Source organism: Serratia montpellierensis (genome assembly GCF_020858655.1).
GTDB lineage: Bacteria > Pseudomonadota > Gammaproteobacteria > Enterobacterales > Enterobacteriaceae > Serratia > Serratia montpellierensis.
The window spans coordinates 192,701-209,645 of sequence record NZ_VOSN01000002.1 but is presented as its reverse complement, the minus strand read 5'-3'; the positions used below and the strand labels follow the sequence as shown (position 1 = coordinate 209,645).

14 protein-coding genes are annotated in these 16,945 nt (G+C 61.8%); 8 read left to right on the top strand and 6 right to left on the bottom strand.

Annotated elements, in window-relative coordinates; translation table 11 throughout:
• Positions 1-86: 86 nt before the first annotated feature.
• On the top strand, positions 87-590 hold the full coding sequence (locus FUU19_RS02260; RefSeq protein ID WP_004933360.1) for a GNAT family N-acetyltransferase: 504 nt from the start codon (positions 87-89) through the stop codon (positions 588-590).
• A gap of 226 nt (positions 591-816) precedes the next feature.
• The gene (locus FUU19_RS02255) at positions 817-2,424 is read left to right on the top strand and encodes a GMC family oxidoreductase (RefSeq protein ID WP_230491079.1); all 1,608 of its coding nucleotides are present in this window, start codon (positions 817-819) and stop codon (positions 2,422-2,424) included.
• Positions 2,425-2,439: 15 nt separating this feature from the next.
• On the opposite strand, the gene miaE is transcribed toward FUU19_RS02255, so the two are convergent.
• Both miaE and rraB read right to left on the bottom strand, forming a co-directional pair.
• Positions 2,440-3,204 (bottom strand): tRNA isopentenyl-2-thiomethyl-A-37 hydroxylase MiaE, encoded by a 765-nt coding sequence (gene miaE, locus FUU19_RS02250; RefSeq protein WP_015376459.1) that lies wholly within the window; start codon positions 3,202-3,204, stop codon positions 2,440-2,442.
• 178 nt (positions 3,205-3,382) lie between these two features.
• Positions 3,383-3,808 (bottom strand): ribonuclease E inhibitor RraB, encoded by a 426-nt coding sequence (gene rraB / locus FUU19_RS02245; protein ID WP_004933365.1) that lies wholly within the window; start codon positions 3,806-3,808, stop codon positions 3,383-3,385.
• Positions 3,809-3,970: 162 nt separating this feature from the next.
• Here rraB and argF point away from each other — a divergent pair, with 162 nt between their 5' ends.
• The 5 genes from argF to ridA all read left to right on the top strand — a co-directional run bounded on the left by argF (position 3,971) and on the right by ridA (position 9,133).
• The gene (gene argF / locus FUU19_RS02240; protein WP_230491078.1) at positions 3,971-4,990 is read left to right on the top strand and encodes an ornithine carbamoyltransferase; all 1,020 of its coding nucleotides are present in this window, start codon (positions 3,971-3,973) and stop codon (positions 4,988-4,990) included.
• 193 nt (positions 4,991-5,183) lie between these two features.
• Positions 5,184-6,752, top strand: a complete 1,569-nt coding sequence (locus tag FUU19_RS02235; RefSeq protein ID WP_230491077.1) for an ABC transporter substrate-binding protein — start codon at positions 5,184-5,186, stop codon at positions 6,750-6,752.
• Positions 6,753-7,176: 424 nt separating this feature from the next.
• The gene (pyrB, locus tag FUU19_RS02230; RefSeq protein WP_147823134.1) at positions 7,177-8,112 is read left to right on the top strand and encodes an aspartate carbamoyltransferase; all 936 of its coding nucleotides are present in this window, start codon (positions 7,177-7,179) and stop codon (positions 8,110-8,112) included.
• Between the two features lie 12 nt (positions 8,113-8,124).
• Entirely contained in the window at positions 8,125-8,589 is a 465-nt protein-coding gene (gene pyrI, locus FUU19_RS02225) for an aspartate carbamoyltransferase regulatory subunit (RefSeq protein ID WP_038879023.1), read from the top strand.
• Between the two features lie 157 nt (positions 8,590-8,746).
• Entirely contained in the window at positions 8,747-9,133 is a 387-nt protein-coding gene (gene ridA / locus FUU19_RS02220) for a 2-iminobutanoate/2-iminopropanoate deaminase (RefSeq protein WP_004933379.1), read from the top strand.
• 47 nt (positions 9,134-9,180) lie between these two features.
• Here the strand turns inward: ridA and FUU19_RS02215 are convergent, their stop codons facing one another.
• The 4 genes from FUU19_RS02215 to mgtA all read right to left on the bottom strand — a co-directional run bounded on the left by FUU19_RS02215 (position 9,181) and on the right by mgtA (position 15,546).
• Complete coding sequence (locus tag FUU19_RS02215; RefSeq protein ID WP_197780727.1) at positions 9,181-9,447, bottom strand: hypothetical protein; 267 nt, start codon at positions 9,445-9,447, stop codon at positions 9,181-9,183.
• A 62-nt stretch (positions 9,448-9,509) separates the two neighbouring features.
• On the bottom strand, positions 9,510-10,088 hold the full coding sequence (locus FUU19_RS02210) for a hypothetical protein (RefSeq protein ID WP_230491076.1): 579 nt from the start codon (positions 10,086-10,088) through the stop codon (positions 9,510-9,512).
• A 141-nt stretch (positions 10,089-10,229) separates the two neighbouring features.
• Positions 10,230-12,626, bottom strand: coding sequence for a family 20 glycosylhydrolase (locus FUU19_RS02205; protein ID WP_230491075.1), 2,397 nt, complete (start codon positions 12,624-12,626; stop codon positions 10,230-10,232).
• A gap of 211 nt (positions 12,627-12,837) precedes the next feature.
• Positions 12,838-15,546 (bottom strand): magnesium-translocating P-type ATPase, encoded by a 2,709-nt coding sequence (gene mgtA, locus FUU19_RS02200; RefSeq protein WP_230491074.1) that lies wholly within the window; start codon positions 15,544-15,546, stop codon positions 12,838-12,840.
• 423 nt (positions 15,547-15,969) lie between these two features.
• On the opposite strand from mgtA, the gene treR reads away from it, so the two are divergent.
• Positions 15,970-16,917: a trehalose operon repressor TreR gene (gene treR / locus FUU19_RS02195; protein ID WP_230491073.1), complete on the top strand. Its 948-nt coding sequence runs from the start codon at positions 15,970-15,972 to the stop codon at positions 16,915-16,917.
• The last annotated feature ends 28 nt before the right edge of the window (positions 16,918-16,945 follow it).

Here is a 16,945-nt window from a genome sequence, read left to right as displayed (position 1 = left end):
ACGCCGCCGGGAAATAACCCCCGGCGCGTTTCGTGCTGCGATAAAAACGAAAACGAACGTGGTCTCTTTCAATGGCGAGTGTAAACATGACAACAGCAACCCCGGCGCGCCTGCTGGTGCGCCCCATCACGGCGGAAGACAATCCCGCCATTGCTCACGTCATTCGCGAAGTCTCCGCCGAGCACGGCCTGACGGCGGATAAAGGCTATACCGTCTCCGATCCCAATCTGGACGCCCTGTATCAGCTCTACAGCCTGCCGCGCAGCGCTTACTGGGTGATCGAGGTGGACGGTCAGGTCGCCGGCGGCGGCGGCATCGCGCCGCTGCAGGGCGGCGCAGACGATATTTGCGAATTGCAGAAGATGTATTTCCTGCCGGTGTTGCGCGGCAAAGGATTGGCGAAACGCCTGGCGCTGCAGGCGCTGGATTTCGCCCGCCAGCACGGCTTCCGCTGTTGTTACCTCGAGACCACCGCCAGCCTGACGCAGGCCGTTGCACTGTACGAACATCTGGGCTTCGAACACATCGACCACGCGATGGGCGCCACCGGCCACGTCGATTGCGAAGTCACCATGCTGAAAACGCTGTAATCGTCCCCCGTCTCTCTATCATGGCGCAGCGTGCTGCACCATTTTATTAATATCGCAATCAATCAGTAAAACTCGCTATAACGCCGTTTTTCAAGCAGATAAACTGACGTTAAAAACCATGATGTAAATTTAATGTGAAGTTCGTTAATAAATTAACGATCGCAAATTGACCGCTTTTTCCCCCGCGTTACTCTGCCAGTATCCCAATCGCGCACGGAGAGCTGTCATGTCGGAAAATACCTTTGATTACATCATCGTCGGCGCCGGATCCGCCGGCTGCGTGCTGGCGGCGCAGCTGATCCGCCGCACCCAGGCGCGGGTGCTGCTGCTGGAAGCCGGCGGCGACGACAATAACCTGTTCATCAAGATGCCGGCCGGGGTGGCCAAGATCATCGCCAAAAAAAGCTGGCCCTACGAGACGGAACCGGAACCGCACGCCAACAACCGCCGCATGCAAATCGCGCAGGGCAAGGTGCTGGGCGGCAGCAGTTCGGTCAACGGCATGATCTACCTGCGCGGCCAGCCGCAGGACTACGACGACTGGGCCGACCGCTACGGCTGCACCGGCTGGAGCTACCGGGAGGTGCTGCCCTATTTCAAACGCGCCGAGGCCAACGAAAGCCTGTCCGACGACTACCACGGCGCCAACGGGCTGCTGCCGGTCAGCGAAAACCGCTACCGCCACCCGCTCAGCATGGCGTTTATCCGCGCCGGCCAGGAGTTGAACCTGCCCTACCGCAACGACTTCAACGGCGACAGCCAGCACGGCGTCGGTTTCTACCAAACCACCACCCACAACGGCGAACGTGCCAGCACCGCCCGCACCTACCTGAAGGCGGTGCGCGACGAACGGCGGCTGGTGGTGAAACTGAACACCCTGGCGCACCGGCTGACCTTTGAGGGCAACGTCGCCACCGGCGTGGTCTACAGCCAGAACGGCGGCGCGGAAGTCACCGCGCGCGCCACCAAAGAGGTGATCGTCAGCGCCGGCGCGGTCGGTTCGCCGAAGCTGCTGATGCTGTCCGGCATCGGCCCGCGCGACCACCTGCAGCAGTTGGGCATCGAGGTGCGGGCGGATCTGCCGGTGGGTAAAAACTTCCACGACCACCTGCACATGTCGATCAACGTCAGCACCCGCGAGCCGATCAGCCTGTTCGGCGCCGACCGCGGCCTGCAGGCGCTGAGCCACGGCGCGCAGTGGCTGGCGTTTCGCAGCGGCGTGCTCTCATCCAACGTGCTGGAAGGCGCCGCCTTCACCGACAGCCAGGGCGACGGCCGGCCGGACGTGCAGATCCACTTCCTGCCGCTGCTGGACAGCTGGGACGACGTGCCCGGCGAGCCGCTGCCGAACATTCACGGCTTCACGCTCAAGGTCGGCTACCTGCAGCCGAAGGCGCGCGGCGAAGTGCAGCTGCGCAGCAGCAACCCGCGCGATCCGGTCAGGCTGCACGCCAACTACCTCGGCCACCCGGACGATCTGGCCGGCAGCGTGCGCGCGGTGAAGTTCGGCCTGGGCTTCCTGCAAACCGCGGCGCTGAAGCCGCTGATCAAAGATCTGCTGATGCCGCAGCCGGAGTGGACGCGCGACGAGGCGCAGCTGGAAGAGTTCGTGCGCAACTTCTGCAAGACGGTGTATCACCCGGTGGGCAGCTGCCGCATGGGGCCATCGCCGCAGGACGCGGTGACCGATCCGCAGCTGCGGGTGCACGGTTTTGAACAGCTGCGGGTGATAGACTGCTCGGTGATGCCGCAGCTCACCAGCGGCAACACCAATGCGCCGACCATCATGCTGGCGGAAAAGGCGGTGGATCTGTTGCTGGGCGCGCCGCAGTAGGGGCGCGCCTCAACATCAGGCGGCGGCGGGCACGCCGCTGTGGAAACGCAGTTCGCTGTCCGGCGACAGGATCAGTTCAGCTTCGAGGCGGCCGAAATGCGCCACCCGTTCGCTGATGTCGCCGCCGGCGATCTGTTCGGCCAGCGTCAGGTAGTCCTGATAGTGGCGCGCTTCGGATCGCAGCAGCGAGACGTAAAAGCGGTTCAGCTCGTCGTCCAAATGCGGCGCCAGTTTGGCGAAGCGTTCGCAGGATCGCGCTTCGATGTAAGCGCCGCAGATCAGTTTGTCGATCAGCGTCGCCGGATCGTGGGTGCGGATCTCGCGGATCATGCCCTTGGCGTAGCGGCTGGCGGTGATCTTGCGATACGGGATCCCGCGCGCCTGCATGATCTCCAGCACCTGCGAGAAGTGGTGCAACTCTTCCTTGATCAACAGCACCATGCGATCCGCCAGATCCTGGCCGTAGGCCGAGCCGTTTTTCGGCAGGATCTTGCGGGTGAACTGGCCCTGGCGGAACAGCGTGTCCGGCGCGCCCTGCGCTTCGTGCAGAAACGCCTCGTAAGGGCGCAGCAGCGCCAACAGCGCGTCGCCGCTCTCTTTGTCCGCCACGTAGCGGCGGATCAGCCACATGCCGGTCTGCGCGGCTTTCAGCTCGCACACCAGATGGTCGGTCAGCAACAGCTGCAGGTTTTCCGGACGGCGCGCGGCGTCGATCCAGGCGTCGGGGGTTTCACAGTGCAGGAAGCTTAAAATCGGGGCTAACAGGGATTGGTATGTCATGGCGTCATTGCCCTATGTATTTCAAGTTGCAGCTAGGCGGCCAGCTCACTCATCCCCAGGAGCTTACTCAGGTAAGTGACTGGGGTGAGGGAGTGCAGCCAACAACGCTGCAGCTTGAAAGACGACGGGGATATCAGGGGCCGGCGAGAACCGGCCCATGTGAATAAGCGGGGGTTAATCAGTGGCGTTTGCCGTCGTCGTCTTCGTCGATGTAGTCGCCGTCTTCGTCATCCTCACCGTCTTCACCGTTCGGATCTTCGAAGTAGGTGCCCCAGCCGTCGTAGTTGACGCCGCAGCGCTCCGCCAGCGCCACCAGCTGCTCTACCTGGGCGTCGATCAGCTCGGCGTTCAGGCCGACTTCGCTGATCACGTCGCAGCACATCACCAGCGAACCGTCTTCCACTTCCAGCTCTTCGGCGTCGGTCACTTCGTAGCCCAGCTTGAAGGCTTCAACGGCGGCCTGCTCCAGAACCTCAAATTTCTCGGCGGACAGATGGTGCTCGATGGTGTAGAGCGCGTCCGGATCGCTGCCGTCTTCCAGCAGCTCTTCGATGATCAGGCGGGTCTCTTCACGTTGTTCTTCCAGCAATTCGCGGTTTGCCATGCCTATATCCTCAAGTCAAATGGCCTTCATTCCTTCTATTTTCACACACCGCCGACATTGCTTCCACGATAAACGTGAAAGATTTCCTCGTCGGGGTTGAAATTGAATATTCATACATATAAAGTGAATTTTAATTCAATTGAGCAATCAGGGAATCGGACTATGAGCACCGGCAATGCGTTCTACCAACGTCACTTTCTGAGGTTAATGGATTTCACCCCCGCCGAGCTGCAGGCGCTGCTGCGGCTGTCGGCCGATCTGAAACAGGCCAAAAAGCTGGGGCAGGAACAGCGCCGGCTGCAGGGCAAAAACATTGCGCTCATCTTCGAAAAAGACTCGACCCGTACGCGATGCTCTTTCGAAGTTGCCGCATTCGATCAGGGCGCACAGGTGACCTATCTCGGCCCAAGCGGCAGCCAGATCGGCCATAAAGAGTCGATGAAAGACACCGCCCGGGTGCTGGGCCGCCTGTACGACGGTATTCAGTATCGCGGCTACGGCCAGGCGCTGGTGGAAACCCTGGCGCAACACGCCGGCGTGCCGGTGTGGAACGGCCTGACCGACGAGTTCCATCCCACCCAATTGCTGGCGGATCTGCTCACCGTGCAAGAGCATCTGCCGGGCAAGGCGCTGAGCGAGGTGAAACTGGCGTACGTCGGCGACGCGCGCAACAACATGGGCAACACGCTGCTGGAAGCCGCCGCGCTGGCGGGCATGGATCTGCGGCTGGTGGCGCCGAAGGCCTGCTGGCCGCAGCCGGAGCTGGTGGCCGAGTGTCAGGCGCTGGCGCAGCAAACCGGCGCGAAGCTCACCCTGACCGAAGACATCGCCGAAGGGGTGCAAGACGCCGACTTCCTCTACACCGACGTCTGGGTGTCGATGGGCGAACCGAAAGAGACCTGGCAGGAGCGTATCGCGCTGCTGCGGCCGTATCAGGTCAACATGGCGATGCTGAAGCTGACCGGCAATCCGAACGTGAAGTTCCTGCACTGCCTGCCAGCGTTCCACGACGACCAAACCACCCTCGGCAAGCAGATGGCGCAGCAGTATGATCTGCACGGCGGCATGGAAGTGACCGACGAAGTGTTCGAATCGGCGCACAGCGTGGTGTTCGATCAGGCGGAAAACCGGCTGCATACCATCAAGGCGGTGCTGGTCGCCACGCTGAGCAACACCCTCTGACAATCCCCCTCCGCCCTGGCGCCCCCGGCCAGGGCGGCTAATATATTCCTGGAATATCAAATAGCGGATTGACCTTTGCCCACCGCCGGCAAAGGTTCTACCGTGACAGGCCGACGGCGCCCGCGCCGTAAAAACCAACGATAACAAACCGTTCTCAGCGCCGCCTTGTGGCGCCTTCAGGGGATATACACCGATGAAAGCCAAACTCTTGCCGCTGTTCCTGCTCGCCGCCCTGCCCGCCGCCGCGTTAGCCGCCACGCCGCCGAATACGCTGGTGGTGGTGCAATCGCTGGATGACATCGTCAGCCTCGATCCGGCGGAAGCCAACGAACTCTCCAGCATCCAGACGGTGCCCAGCCTGTATCAACGATTGGTGCAGGCGGATCGCGACGATCCGGCCAAGGTGGCACCGGTGCTGGCGGAAAGCTGGCAGAGCGATGCGGCGGCCAAAACGCTGACGGTGAAACTGCGGCCGAAGGCGGCGTTTGCCTCCGGCAACCCGCTGACCGCCGACGACGTGATCTTCTCCTACAGCCGCGCGGTCAAGATGAACAAATCGCCGGCGTTCATCCTCAACGTGCTCGGCTGGCAGCCGGACAACATCGACGCGCAGCTGAAGAAGATCGACGAACATACCGTGCAGCTGCGCTGGACGGCGGACGTCAGCCCGGCGGTAGCGCTAAATATCCTCTCGACGCCGATCGCCTCGATCGTCGACAGCAAAGCGGCGCTGGCCAACGTTAAAGACGGCGACTTCGGCAACGCCTGGCTGAAAATGCACTCCGCCGGCAGCGGCCCGTTCAAGATGCGCGTCTATCAGCCGCATCAGGCGATCGTGCTGGACGCCAACCCCACCTCGCCGGGCGACAAGCCGCAGCTGAAAAACATCATCATTAAAAACGTGCCGGATCCGGCCACCCGCCGCCTGCTGATCCAGCAGGGCGACGCCGATATCGCCCGCGAACTGGGCGCCGATCAGACCGACACGCTGAAAAACCAGCCGGGCGTCAAGGTGCTGGAGATCCCGTCCGCCGAGCAAAACTACCTGGTGTTCAACACCGGCAACGGCGCCAATCCGCTGCTGAACAACCCGGCCTTCTGGGAAGCGGCGCGCTACCTGGTGGATTATCAGGGCATCACCCAGGATCTGCTGAAGGGGCAATACTTCGTGCACCAGAGCTTCCTGCCGGTCGGGCTGCCGGGCGCGCTGGAGACCAACCCGTTCAGCTACGATCCGGCCAAGGCGAAAGCCATCCTGGCCAAGGCGGGCATCACCCACGCCGCCTTTACGCTGGACGTAGAGAACAAGCCGCCGTTCATCACCATCGCGCAGGCGCTGCAGGGCAGCTTCGCCGCCGCCGGTGTGAAGGTCGAGCTGCTGCCGGCCGCGGGTAGCCAGGTTTACTCCCGCGTGCGCGCCAGGCAGCATCAGGCGGCGATCCGCCTGTGGATCCCGGATTATTTCGACGCCCACTCCAACGCCAGCGCCTTCGCCTACAACGACGGCAAGAGCAGCACGGTGGCCGGGCTGAACGGCTGGCAGATCCCGCAGTTGAATAAGCAGACGCTGGCGGCGCTGGCCGAAGCCGATCCGGCCAAGCGCCGCGCGCTATACACCGCCATGCAGCAGGAGCTGCAGCGCAGTTCGCCGTACGTATTTATCGATCAGGCCAAAACCGAAGTGGTGCTGCGCGACAACGTCAAAGGCTACCAACAGGGGCTGAACGCCGACATGGTCTACTACGATCGCGTCAGCAAATAGCCCGCGGACGGCCATCGCCGGCCAATCGATTGCGGGGCGGCAAAAAACGGCGTTTTAACGCTTGCAGTGGCGAAAAGCGCGAGTATAATGCGCCACAATTTGCCAGGAGAAAGCATGAAAAACGACGTTTGTTTTGTTAGCCGCAATCGACAAAACCGACTGCCTATCGGCGGCCAGCTGCCGTTGTTTCTCCTGTTGCTAAACCGATCGTTTCAAGCCCCTCATTGAGGGGCTTTTTTTTGCCTTAAAAAATTATGCCCGAAAGATTTCGGGGCGCAGCCAGGCGGCAACCGCTGGAGTCCCCAGGAGCTTAGACAACTAAGTGACTGGGGTGACGGCGGGCAGCCAACGCCGCTGCGGCTTGAAAGATAAAGGGCATACCCAAAGTCCCGCGCCACGGGCACGCGTCGAGGAGGAGTGAAAAATGGCCAACCCGCTGTATCACAAACACATCATCTCTATTAACGATCTCAGCCGCGAGGATCTGGAGCTGGTGCTGCGCACCGCCGCCGGTCTGAAAGCCAACCCGCAGCCGGAACTGTTGAAACACAAGGTGATCGCCAGCTGCTTCTTCGAAGCCTCGACCCGTACTCGCCTGTCGTTCGAAACCTCGATGCACCGCCTCGGCGCCTCGGTGGTGGGTTTCGCCGACGGCAGCAACACCTCGCTCGGCAAGAAAGGCGAAACCCTGGCCGACACCATCTCGGTGATCAGCACCTACGTGGACGCCATCGTGATGCGCCACCCGCAGGAAGGCGCAGCGCGCATGGCCTCGGAATTCTCCGGTAACGTGCCGGTGCTCAACGCCGGCGACGGCGCCAACCAGCACCCGACCCAGACCCTGCTGGATCTGTTCACCATCCAGGAAACCCAGGGCCGCCTGAGCAACCTCAGCATCGCCATGGTCGGCGACCTGAAGTACGGCCGCACCGTACACTCGCTCACCCAGGCGCTGGCCAAGTTCGAAGGCAACCGCTTCTACTTCATCGCCCCGGACGCGCTGGCGATGCCGGCCTACATCCTGAAAATGCTGGAAGAGAAAGGCATCGAGTACAGCCTGCACAGCAGCATTGAAGAAGTGGTGCCGGAGCTGGATATTCTCTACATGACCCGGGTGCAGAAAGAGCGCCTCGATCCGTCCGAGTACGCCAACGTGAAGGCGCAGTTCGTCCTGCGCGCTGCGGATCTGGCCGGCGCACGCGCCAACCTCAAGGTGCTGCACCCGCTGCCGCGCATCGACGAGATCGCCACCGACGTGGATAAAACGCCGTACGCTTACTACTTCCAGCAGGCGGGCAACGGCATCTTCGCCCGCCAGGCGCTGCTGGCGCTGGTGCTCAACGCAGATTTGGATCTTTAAGGGGGAACCGCCATGACTCACGACAACAAACTGCAGGTCGAAGCGATCAAATGCGGCACGGTGATCGACCACATTCCGGCGCAGATCGGTTTCAAACTGCTGACGCTGTTCAAGCTGACCGCCACCGACCAGCGCATCACCATCGGCCTGAACCTGCCCTCCAACGAGCTGGGCCGCAAGGATCTGATCAAGATCGAGAACACCTTTCTGACCGAGCAGCAGGCCAACCAGCTGGCGATGTACGCGCCGAAGGCCACGGTAAACCGCATCGATAACTATGAAGTGGTGCGCAAACTGACTCTCAGCCTGCCTGACCACATCGACGGCGTGCTGACCTGCCCGAACAGCAACTGCATCAGCCGCAGCGAGCCGGTGGCGTCGAGCTTCAGCGTGAAGCCGCGCGACGGCGAAGTGCACCTGAAGTGCCGCTATTGCGAGAAAGAGTTCGAGCATCAGGTGGTGCTGCAGGCCGACTGAATTCTGCCCCTTTAGCGGGAGCGGCGCTGTTAATCTGCGCGCCACTCCCTATAATGGATGCCTGAAAATAACTCTACCCACGTTGCTACCCACCGAATTTCAAGCTGCGGCCGACCGCGCGGCGGCGTGAAAGACAACGGGTCTATCAGGAGAAAACATGTCACGTAACATCAGCACTGAACTCGCCCCGGCAGCCATTGGTCCTTACGTGCAGGGCGTTGATCTGGGCAGCATGATCATCACTTCCGGCCAGATCCCGGTCGATCCGAAAACCGGCGCCGTCGCCGACGACGTGGCCGCTCAGGCGCGCCAGTCGCTGGAAAACGTCAAAGCGATCGTCGAAGCCGCCGGCCTGATCGTTGCCGACATCGTGAAAACCACCGTGTTCGTGAAAGACCTGAACGACTTCGCCACCGTCAATGCCGCGTACGAAGCCTTCTTCACCGAGCACAGCGCGCCGTTCCCGGCCCGTTCTTGCGTAGAAGTGGCGCGTCTGCCGAAAGACGTGAAGATCGAAATCGAAGCCATCGCCGTGCGTCGTTAATCGACACACACGCGAATCACGGCCAGTGCAGACTGGCCGTTTTTACATTACTTGAATGCTGGGCGCCGACGGACACAGCCCAGAGTTTCAGCAGCCGGAGAGGATAAAGCGTTAACCTGTTTAACCGACTGTTTTAAAACGGCGATAACCTCTTCTCGCGAAGCCGTAATCGGTTTACCGCGAGGCGTTATGCGGTCAATCTGTTCAGATGTATAGGTGTTCACTGCATCTACACCTTCCATGCCGAATTTATACACCTTCAGCTCATAAGAGGCAGGTTGTGTTACCTGACGTTTTGTTGACTTTATCACCATGCGAACCTCCTGTGACCCTACCGGCATTTCGCCATTATTGCGCAAATTTCACCCACCTTCAATTATGAGGCCGGCGGCGAAAAACCTTCCTGGAACCACAGGAAAAGCGCCTCAGCGTCTCGATAAAGTATCTGTTTGAGCCCCCCGGTGAGGTCGACAAAATGATGATGATTTATATAATAATCAGCCAACTCCGTATTAATCGGCGATATTAAGCGCAAACCTGCGCATGCCGTATCCACCATAAAGAGCACGGCGACATAGAGCGCAAAACGTAGCGTATTTCCATCAAGGCTCGAGTCTCTAATACGAAAGTTTTGCAGCATCTCAATATTTAACATCGCCAGCTGCTCGCCCGCCGCCGGACAAAACCGGCAGAGACAGGCGCCTGCCGGCCGGTCATCGATACCCTGTATCTTAAAGCTAAACATAAAGCCGTCAGGATCGCCCAACGCGGCGCCATTCAACGCCCAGGGAATACGGCGCTCTTCGGGTTGTTGGCGAGCCAACGCAACGCACCACTCAAAATCTTCAGCATTCATCATTTGCACCCGGACGCCATACCCGGCCTCAGCAAAGAGATCATTGGCTGCAGCCAGTGCGCCTTCTCCAATCAATCGGACATTAAAAACATGCGGCATTATCAATCCCTTGAATGCGTAAACCGTATTGAATGAACAAATCGGGCTGGATTTTACAACCAGCCCGTCGTTTCTGCTCTTTCAACCACATCGCAATGTCGAGATATGGAATACGCCCCGCAGTTTCTTCGCCACCTCTCCTTACGGCGCCATTTGCATCCCGCGCAGCAGCGCCTCCAGCGGGTACACCGCCGCAATCACCACTTCGTCGCGCGTCTGCGCCGCCGCATCCAGCTGGCGCTGCGCTTGCTCGGCCTCGGCCCGGCTCAGCGGTTTGCCCTGCTGATGGCGATCCAGCAGCGTTAAGCCCAGCGAGGCCAAGGCACCGACGTCCTGCGCCACCGGCGCCAGATCCCGCAACGTGCGGTTGCCCGCGATCGCCGTTTGCAACGCCGTGCCATTCGCCTGCCAGCGCTGCAGCCGTTCGCGCAGCGCCTGCGCGGCCGCCTTATCGCGCTTATCCTTCAACAAGGCCGCGACCTGCGCATGCATGTCGCGCACCGCGCCGCTCTCCGGCGGCAGCGCATCGGCAAAGCGGTTCAGCGGTTCGAACTGGTGATAGTTACCGGCCTGGAACTTCAGGTGCTGGCGGGTGTAATAGTGCGCCGGCTCCACCGCCTCGGCCAAGATCTGCAGCGGCAGGATCTGCACGCTGTTGCTCAGCCGGGTGAATTCGCGCGCCGTTTCCGCGTGCTGCTGCAGGCCGACCGATACCACCGACCAGGCATTGATCGCCGCCAGCCGCCGGTACATGTTGCTCTCGTCGGTGACGTCCTGCGCCGACCACAGCCGCTCCGCCACCGCGAAGGCGCGCGGCCACAGCTTGAGATCGATCAGCGGCGCACGCACGTTTTCCGCCCACAGCGCCGCTTCACCGCCGAGAATGTTGGCCTGTCCCTTCTTGTCCGGCACCACCGGCATCTTGCCCGCCGGCGCCGCCGCCAGCTTGTCGCCGCGCGTGGGGTAACGCACGTTGCCGATCAACGTATAGCCGCTGAGCTTGTCCTGCTGCAGCGTGAACACCGGCCGCGTGTCGCCCATCCAGGTATCGACGCGGAACGTCACCTGCTGCGGCGTACGCCAGACGATGTCGTGCACCGCGCGGCGCGATTTGCCGTTGAAATCGATAAAGCCGCGCCAGCCCTGCTTGCCCTCGATCAGCGTGAAGCTGCCCTCCACCGCGCTGCCCTTCTGGCGCGGCATGCTGAAACGCCAGCTTTGCGCCTGTTCGCCGGGTTGCACCGCCGTCTCGACCCCCAGCGGCTGCGGCAGAATTTCATTGCGGTAGTGATAGGCAGTGCTTTGCGGCTGATCGAGGTAGAAACCGGTGGAAAGAATGCCCTGATAGCCGTCCTGCGCGCTGGCGCCCAGCGAGTCTTGCCCCTGCCAGGACTGAATGACGATCGAGCGCGGCAGCGACGGATGGTAGATCTCATCCCAGCCGACCATCTGCCGCTGGTGTTTCTCGAGGATCTTTTCCAGCTTCTGGTTGAAGTAGGCCTGCAGCGCATGGGTATCCGCCAGCCCGTTCTTCTGCATAAACGCCTGAATCGACGGCGACGCCCGCCACTGGCTGGCGTCCACCTCATCGCCGCCGATGTGCAGATAGGGATCGGGGAAGATCGCCGCCAGCTCGCCGACGATCGTGTCGACAAACTGATACACCTCGTCGCGGGTCGGATCGAGCGTCGGCTTATGCACGCCCCACTCGCGCTCCATGCGATACGGCCCCGGCGCGCTCATCAGGTCGGGATAGGCCACCGCGATGCTGGAAGCGTGCCCCGGCATGTCTATCTCCGGCACCACGCGAATGCCGCGCGCCGTGGCGTAAGCCACCACCTGCCGCATTTGCTCACGGGTGTAAAACAGGCCGTCGCTGGCCTGCTGCTGCAATTTGGGGTAATGCTCGGAGGCGAAGCGCCAGCCCTGATCGTCGGTCAGGTGCCAGTGGAATACGTTGAGCTTGGCCGCCGCCATGCCGTCGAGTTGGCGCAAAATGTCCGACAGCGGCAGGAAATGGCGCGCCGAATCCAGCAGCACGCCACGCCACGGGAAGCGCGGCACGTCGCGGATATCCACCAGCGGCAGGAAGGTGTTTTGCCCGTCGGTCTGCAGCAGCTGCAGCAGGGTTTCCATGCCGCGCAGCGCGCCGAAGCGGGTGTTGGCGGTCAGCGTGGCGCCCTGCGGCGTGACCGCCAGCCGGTAACTCTCGTCGCTGCCCGGCAGCGGCTGCGCCGCCACCCGATCTTTGATCATCACCCTGATCGTCGCGCCGCCCTTCGCTTCACCCGCCGGCGCCAGCGTCCAGCCGGTCTGCAGTTCGATGCGTTGGCGCCAGCGCGGCAGCGCGTCGCCCAAGTCATCACCCTGCAGCGTCAGGGACAAGCGGTGATCCAGCACCAGCTTGCCCGCCGGTTGCGTCACTTCCACCTGCTGCGGCCAGGGCATCAGCGGCAGATCGCCCGCCGGCTGCGCCAGCGCGCCGCAAGAAAACCATAACGATGAAGCCAGTAGCGTATAACGGAAAGGTCTGTGCATCGGAAATTCCTCAGAGGAAAAAAACAAAATATCCCCAATGAATTTCAAACCACCGCTAGGCAATAAACAACAACGTGGTGGCTTGAAAGGCGCAGGGGAAAACAGCCAACGCTGTAGATAAAGACGCAGCACAGAACAGATGTCCAACCGTTGCGGTGAAAAAGCGGACGGGATCACAGTTGCCCCCTCCCGGCCGGAGGGGGCGAACGGGTTATTGCCAGCCGTAGCGGCGCACGAACCAGCCTTTCACGCACTGGGTCAGCACCATGTAACCGGCGAGGATCAGCACCAGCCACGGGAAGTAGCCGAGCGGCAGCGCCTGCAGCTGCAGGAAGCCGGCCAGCGGCGAGAACACCAGGCCGATGCCGGTGGCGATCACCGCCAGCGTCATGATGCACAGCGGCCAGGACGGGCGGCTCTGGATAAACGGAATTTTGCGCGTGCGGATCATGTGCACGATCAGCGTTTGCGACAGCAGCCCTTCCACGAACCAGCCGGACTGGAACAGCGTCTGCATTTCCGGGGTATTGGCCTTGAATACCCACCACATCAGGCAGAAGGTCAGCACGTCGAAGATCGAGCTGATCGGCCCGAAGAACACCATAAACCGCCCCAGATCGGCGGAGTTCCAGCGCTGCGGCTGGGTGATCTGATCGTCGTCGACGTTATCGAACGGGATGGCGATCTGCGAGATATCGTACATCAGGTTCTGAATCAACAGGTGCAGCGGCAACATCGGCAGGAACGGCAGGAAGGCGCTGGCAATCAGCACGCTGAACACGTTGCCAAAGTTGGAGCTGGCGGTCATCTTGATGTATTTCAGCATGTTGGCGAAGGTACGGCGCCCTTCGATCACCCCCTGTTCCAACACCATCAGGCTTTTTTCCAGCAGGATGATGTCCGCCGCTTCCTTGGCGATGTCCACCGCCGAATCGACGGAGATGCCGATATCAGCCGCGCGCAGCGCCGGCGCGTCGTTGATGCCGTCGCCCATAAAGCCCACCACGTGCCCCTGACGGCGTAGCAGTTTGACGATGCGCTCCTTGTGCAGCGGCGTCAGCTTGGCGAACACCGTGGTGCGCGCCGCCGCCTGCGCCAGCTGCTCGTCGTCCATCTGTTCGATCTCGCTGCCGCGCAGCAGGTGCTCGGCCGCCAGCCCGACGTCCCGGCACACTTTGGCGGCCACCAGCTCGTTGTCGCCGGTGAGGATCTTCACCGTGACGCCGTTCTGTTTCAGCGCCGCCAGCGCCGGTGCGGTGCTCTCCTTCGGCGGATCGAGGAAGGCGACGTAGCCTTCGAGGATCAGATCCGACTCGTCCGCCACGCCGTATTCATGGGTTTGTGCCGGCAGGATCTTGTTGGCCACCGCCACCACCCGCAGCCCCTGCTGGTTGAGATCGTCGGTGATGCGGCGAATGCGCGCCAGCAGCGCCTCGCTCAGCGGGATCACCTCGTCTTCGTGGCGCACGTGGCTGCAAATCGCCAGCATCTCTTCCAGCGCGCCCTTGCACACCAGCTCGTGATACTCGTTGTCCTTGGCCACCACCACCGACATGCGGCGGCGCACGAAGTCGAACGGGATCTCATCCACCTTGCGGTAGTGCTGCAGCGCTTCCGGCTGCTGATTTTGCTCCGCGCAGCTCAGCACCGCTACGTCGAGCAGGTTTTTCAGCCCGGTCTGGTAGAAGCTGTTCAGCCAGGCGTAGCGCAGCACCCGCTCGCTGCTGGCGCCGAACACGTCGGTGTGGCGCTCCAGCACGATCTTGTCCTGGGTCAGGGTGCCGGTCTTGTCGGTGCACAGTATGTCCATCGCGCCGAAGTTCTGGATGGCGTCCAGGCGTTTGACGATCACCTTCTGGCGCGACAGCTTCACCGCCCCTTTGGCCAGCGTCGAGGTGACGATCATCGGCAGCATTTCCGGCGTCAGCCCGACCGCTACCGACAGCGCGAACAGCGCCGCTTCCCACCAATCGCCCTTGGTGTAGCCGTTGATCAACAGCACGATCGGCGTCATCACCAGCATAAAGCGGATCAGCAGCCAGCTGACCTTGCTGATGCCGCTCTGGAAGGCATTCGGCTGCTCATCCTGGCTGGTGACGCGCTGCGCCAGCTGGCCGAAATAGGTGTTGCCGCCGGTGCCGATCACCATCGCCAGCGCGGTGCCGCTGACCACGTTGGTGCCCATGAAACACAGGTTCTGGCAGTCGAGCGGATCGGCCGCCAACGCCTGCGGCGCCGCGGATTTTTCCACCGGCAGCGATTCGCCGGTCAGCGCCGCCTGGCTGATGAACAGATCCTTGGCCGACAGCACGCGCAGATCCGCTGGGATCATGTCGCCGGCCGCCAGCTTGATGATATCGCCCGGCACCAGCTGCGCGATCGGCAGCTCCACGTGCTCGCTCCTGCCGGTGAGCGCATCGCTGCGGATCACCGTGGCGGTGTTACTCACCATGGCCTTCAGCGCGTCGGCCGCCCGGTTGGAGCGCGCCTCCTGGATGAAGTTCAGCAGCGTGGAGATCACCACCATCAGCGCGATCACCAAGGCGCCGGTCAGATCCTCGGTGGCATAAGAGATCATGCCGAGCGCGGTCAGCAGCAGGTTGAACGGGTTGCGGTAGCAGTGCCAGAGGTGTTGCCACCAGGCCTCTTTCTGTTGATCGTCGATGACGTTCTCGCCGCAGCGCTGGCGCACCTGTTCCGCCTCATGGGCGGTGATGCCTTCCGGGTGGCTGTGGAAACGCTCAAACAGCTGCATCGTCTCTGCGGCGGCGCATTCCAGCCGCTGCTGCGCCAGGCCGGCCGGCATATCGCGCGCAGCGCCACCGACGCTGTCCAGCAGGCTGTCGCGGCGCACCAAACGGCGCGGAAGGCCGCGGGCAAACAGGCCCAGCAGCTGACGGGGGAGTTTTTTCAGTTTCATGGTTCGCACCTCGTCGCCCGGTGCCTCACGGCAGCGGGTAAACGGGGATCGTCATCGGCCGGGCGGATGGCGGGCACGCCAAAAAGCCTCTGCCAATGCAGATCCTTATTCTTTTTTTCAGCAGCAGGAGCGAACGACGAAGCGCGCGCCACCGGTTACCGTGATGTACTTCACCGGTAAAACAGCAGCGCCAGGCGGAGAGGTTTTACCGGAGAACCGAGTGAGTGTCTAAAGCAGTCGGGTCGGGGTCCATATGGGGTATAACCTCCGGTAAAGGGAAAAACAGAGCGGCAGGAGCGGCCGTTCATCGCAATGTCACAATCCCGTTTTGCATCAAGATCCGCGTCGGAAAATGAGCTATGCTGACGGGCATTCATTATTGGCCGTCAATTTACGCCTTACAACCTAAACGACAAGTAAACCATGCAAAACCGGCTGACCATCAAGGACATCGCACGCCTGAGCGGCGTAGGCAAATCCACCGTCTCACGCGTGCTGAACAATGAAGGCAGCGTGAGCCCGCAAACCCGCGAACGGGTGGAAGCGGTGATCCGTCAGCAGGGGTTTACCCCCTCCAAGTCGGCGCGCGCCATGCGCGGCCAGAGCGACAAGGTGGTGGGCATCATCGTTTCCCGTCTCGATTCGCCGTCGGAAAACCAGGCGGTGCGCACCATGCTGCCGCTGCTGTACCAGCAGGGCTTCGATCCGATCGTGATGGAGAGCCAGTTCGAAACCCGCCTGGTGCAGGAGCACCTGCACGTGCTACGCCAGCGCAACGTCGACGGCGTGATCCTGTTCGGCTTCACCGGCCTGACCGCGGCGATGCTCAAACCGTGGCAGGAAAAAATGGTGGTGATGGTGCGCGAATATGACGGCTTCTCGTCCGTCTGCTACGACGACGCCGGTGCGGTGAACCTGCTGATGGACCGTCTGTACCGGCAAGGGCATCGGCATATCGGCTATCTGGGGGTGCAGCTCAGCGACGCCACCACCGGCCAACGCCGCTACCAGGCCTATCTCGACGCCTGTGAACGCCTCACGCTTACGCCGCGCGCCACGCTGGGCGAGCTGAGCTACCAGAGCGGTTTCCAGCACGCCGCCGAGGTGATCGACTCGCACACCAGCGCGCTGATCTGCGCCTCCGACAGCATCGCCCTAGGGGCGATCAAATACCTGCAGCAGCAGCCGGCGCGCGCCATTCAGGTGTGCGCCATCGGCAACACCCCGCTGCTCAGCTTCCTGTTCCCCGATACTCTGTCGGTCGAGTTCGGCTACGGCAGCGCCGGCCAGCTGGCGGCGCAGCAGCTGTTGGCGCAGCTCAGCGGCGAACAGGGGATCCGCCGCCTGGTGGTGCCCAGCAAACTTTCCTGATTAGAAGTTGACCATTTTTTGTCATTTT

Bases quoted from the DNA above. Each gene is read 5' to 3' on its own strand.
- FUU19_RS02260 (WP_004933360.1), top strand. From the start codon at position 87: ATGACAACAGCAACCCCGGCGCGCCTGCTGGTGCGCCCCATCACGGCG.
- FUU19_RS02255 (WP_230491079.1), top strand. From the start codon at position 817: ATGTCGGAAAATACCTTTGATTACATCATCGTCGGCGCCGGATCCGCC.
- miaE (WP_015376459.1), bottom strand. From the start codon at position 3,204: ATGACATACCAATCCCTGTTAGCCCCGATTTTAAGCTTCCTGCACTGT.
- rraB (WP_004933365.1), bottom strand. From the start codon at position 3,808: ATGGCAAACCGCGAATTGCTGGAAGAACAACGTGAAGAGACCCGCCTG.
- argF (WP_230491078.1), top strand. From the start codon at position 3,971: ATGAGCACCGGCAATGCGTTCTACCAACGTCACTTTCTGAGGTTAATG.
- FUU19_RS02235 (WP_230491077.1), top strand. From the start codon at position 5,184: ATGAAAGCCAAACTCTTGCCGCTGTTCCTGCTCGCCGCCCTGCCCGCC.
- pyrB (WP_147823134.1), top strand. From the start codon at position 7,177: ATGGCCAACCCGCTGTATCACAAACACATCATCTCTATTAACGATCTC.
- pyrI (WP_038879023.1), top strand. From the start codon at position 8,125: ATGACTCACGACAACAAACTGCAGGTCGAAGCGATCAAATGCGGCACG.
- ridA (WP_004933379.1), top strand. From the start codon at position 8,747: ATGTCACGTAACATCAGCACTGAACTCGCCCCGGCAGCCATTGGTCCT.
- FUU19_RS02215 (WP_197780727.1), bottom strand. From the start codon at position 9,447: ATGGTGATAAAGTCAACAAAACGTCAGGTAACACAACCTGCCTCTTAT.
- FUU19_RS02210 (WP_230491076.1), bottom strand. From the start codon at position 10,088: ATGCCGCATGTTTTTAATGTCCGATTGATTGGAGAAGGCGCACTGGCT.
- FUU19_RS02205 (WP_230491075.1), bottom strand. From the start codon at position 12,626: ATGCACAGACCTTTCCGTTATACGCTACTGGCTTCATCGTTATGGTTT.
- mgtA (WP_230491074.1), bottom strand. From the start codon at position 15,546: ATGAAACTGAAAAAACTCCCCCGTCAGCTGCTGGGCCTGTTTGCCCGC.
- treR (WP_230491073.1), top strand. From the start codon at position 15,970: ATGCAAAACCGGCTGACCATCAAGGACATCGCACGCCTGAGCGGCGTA.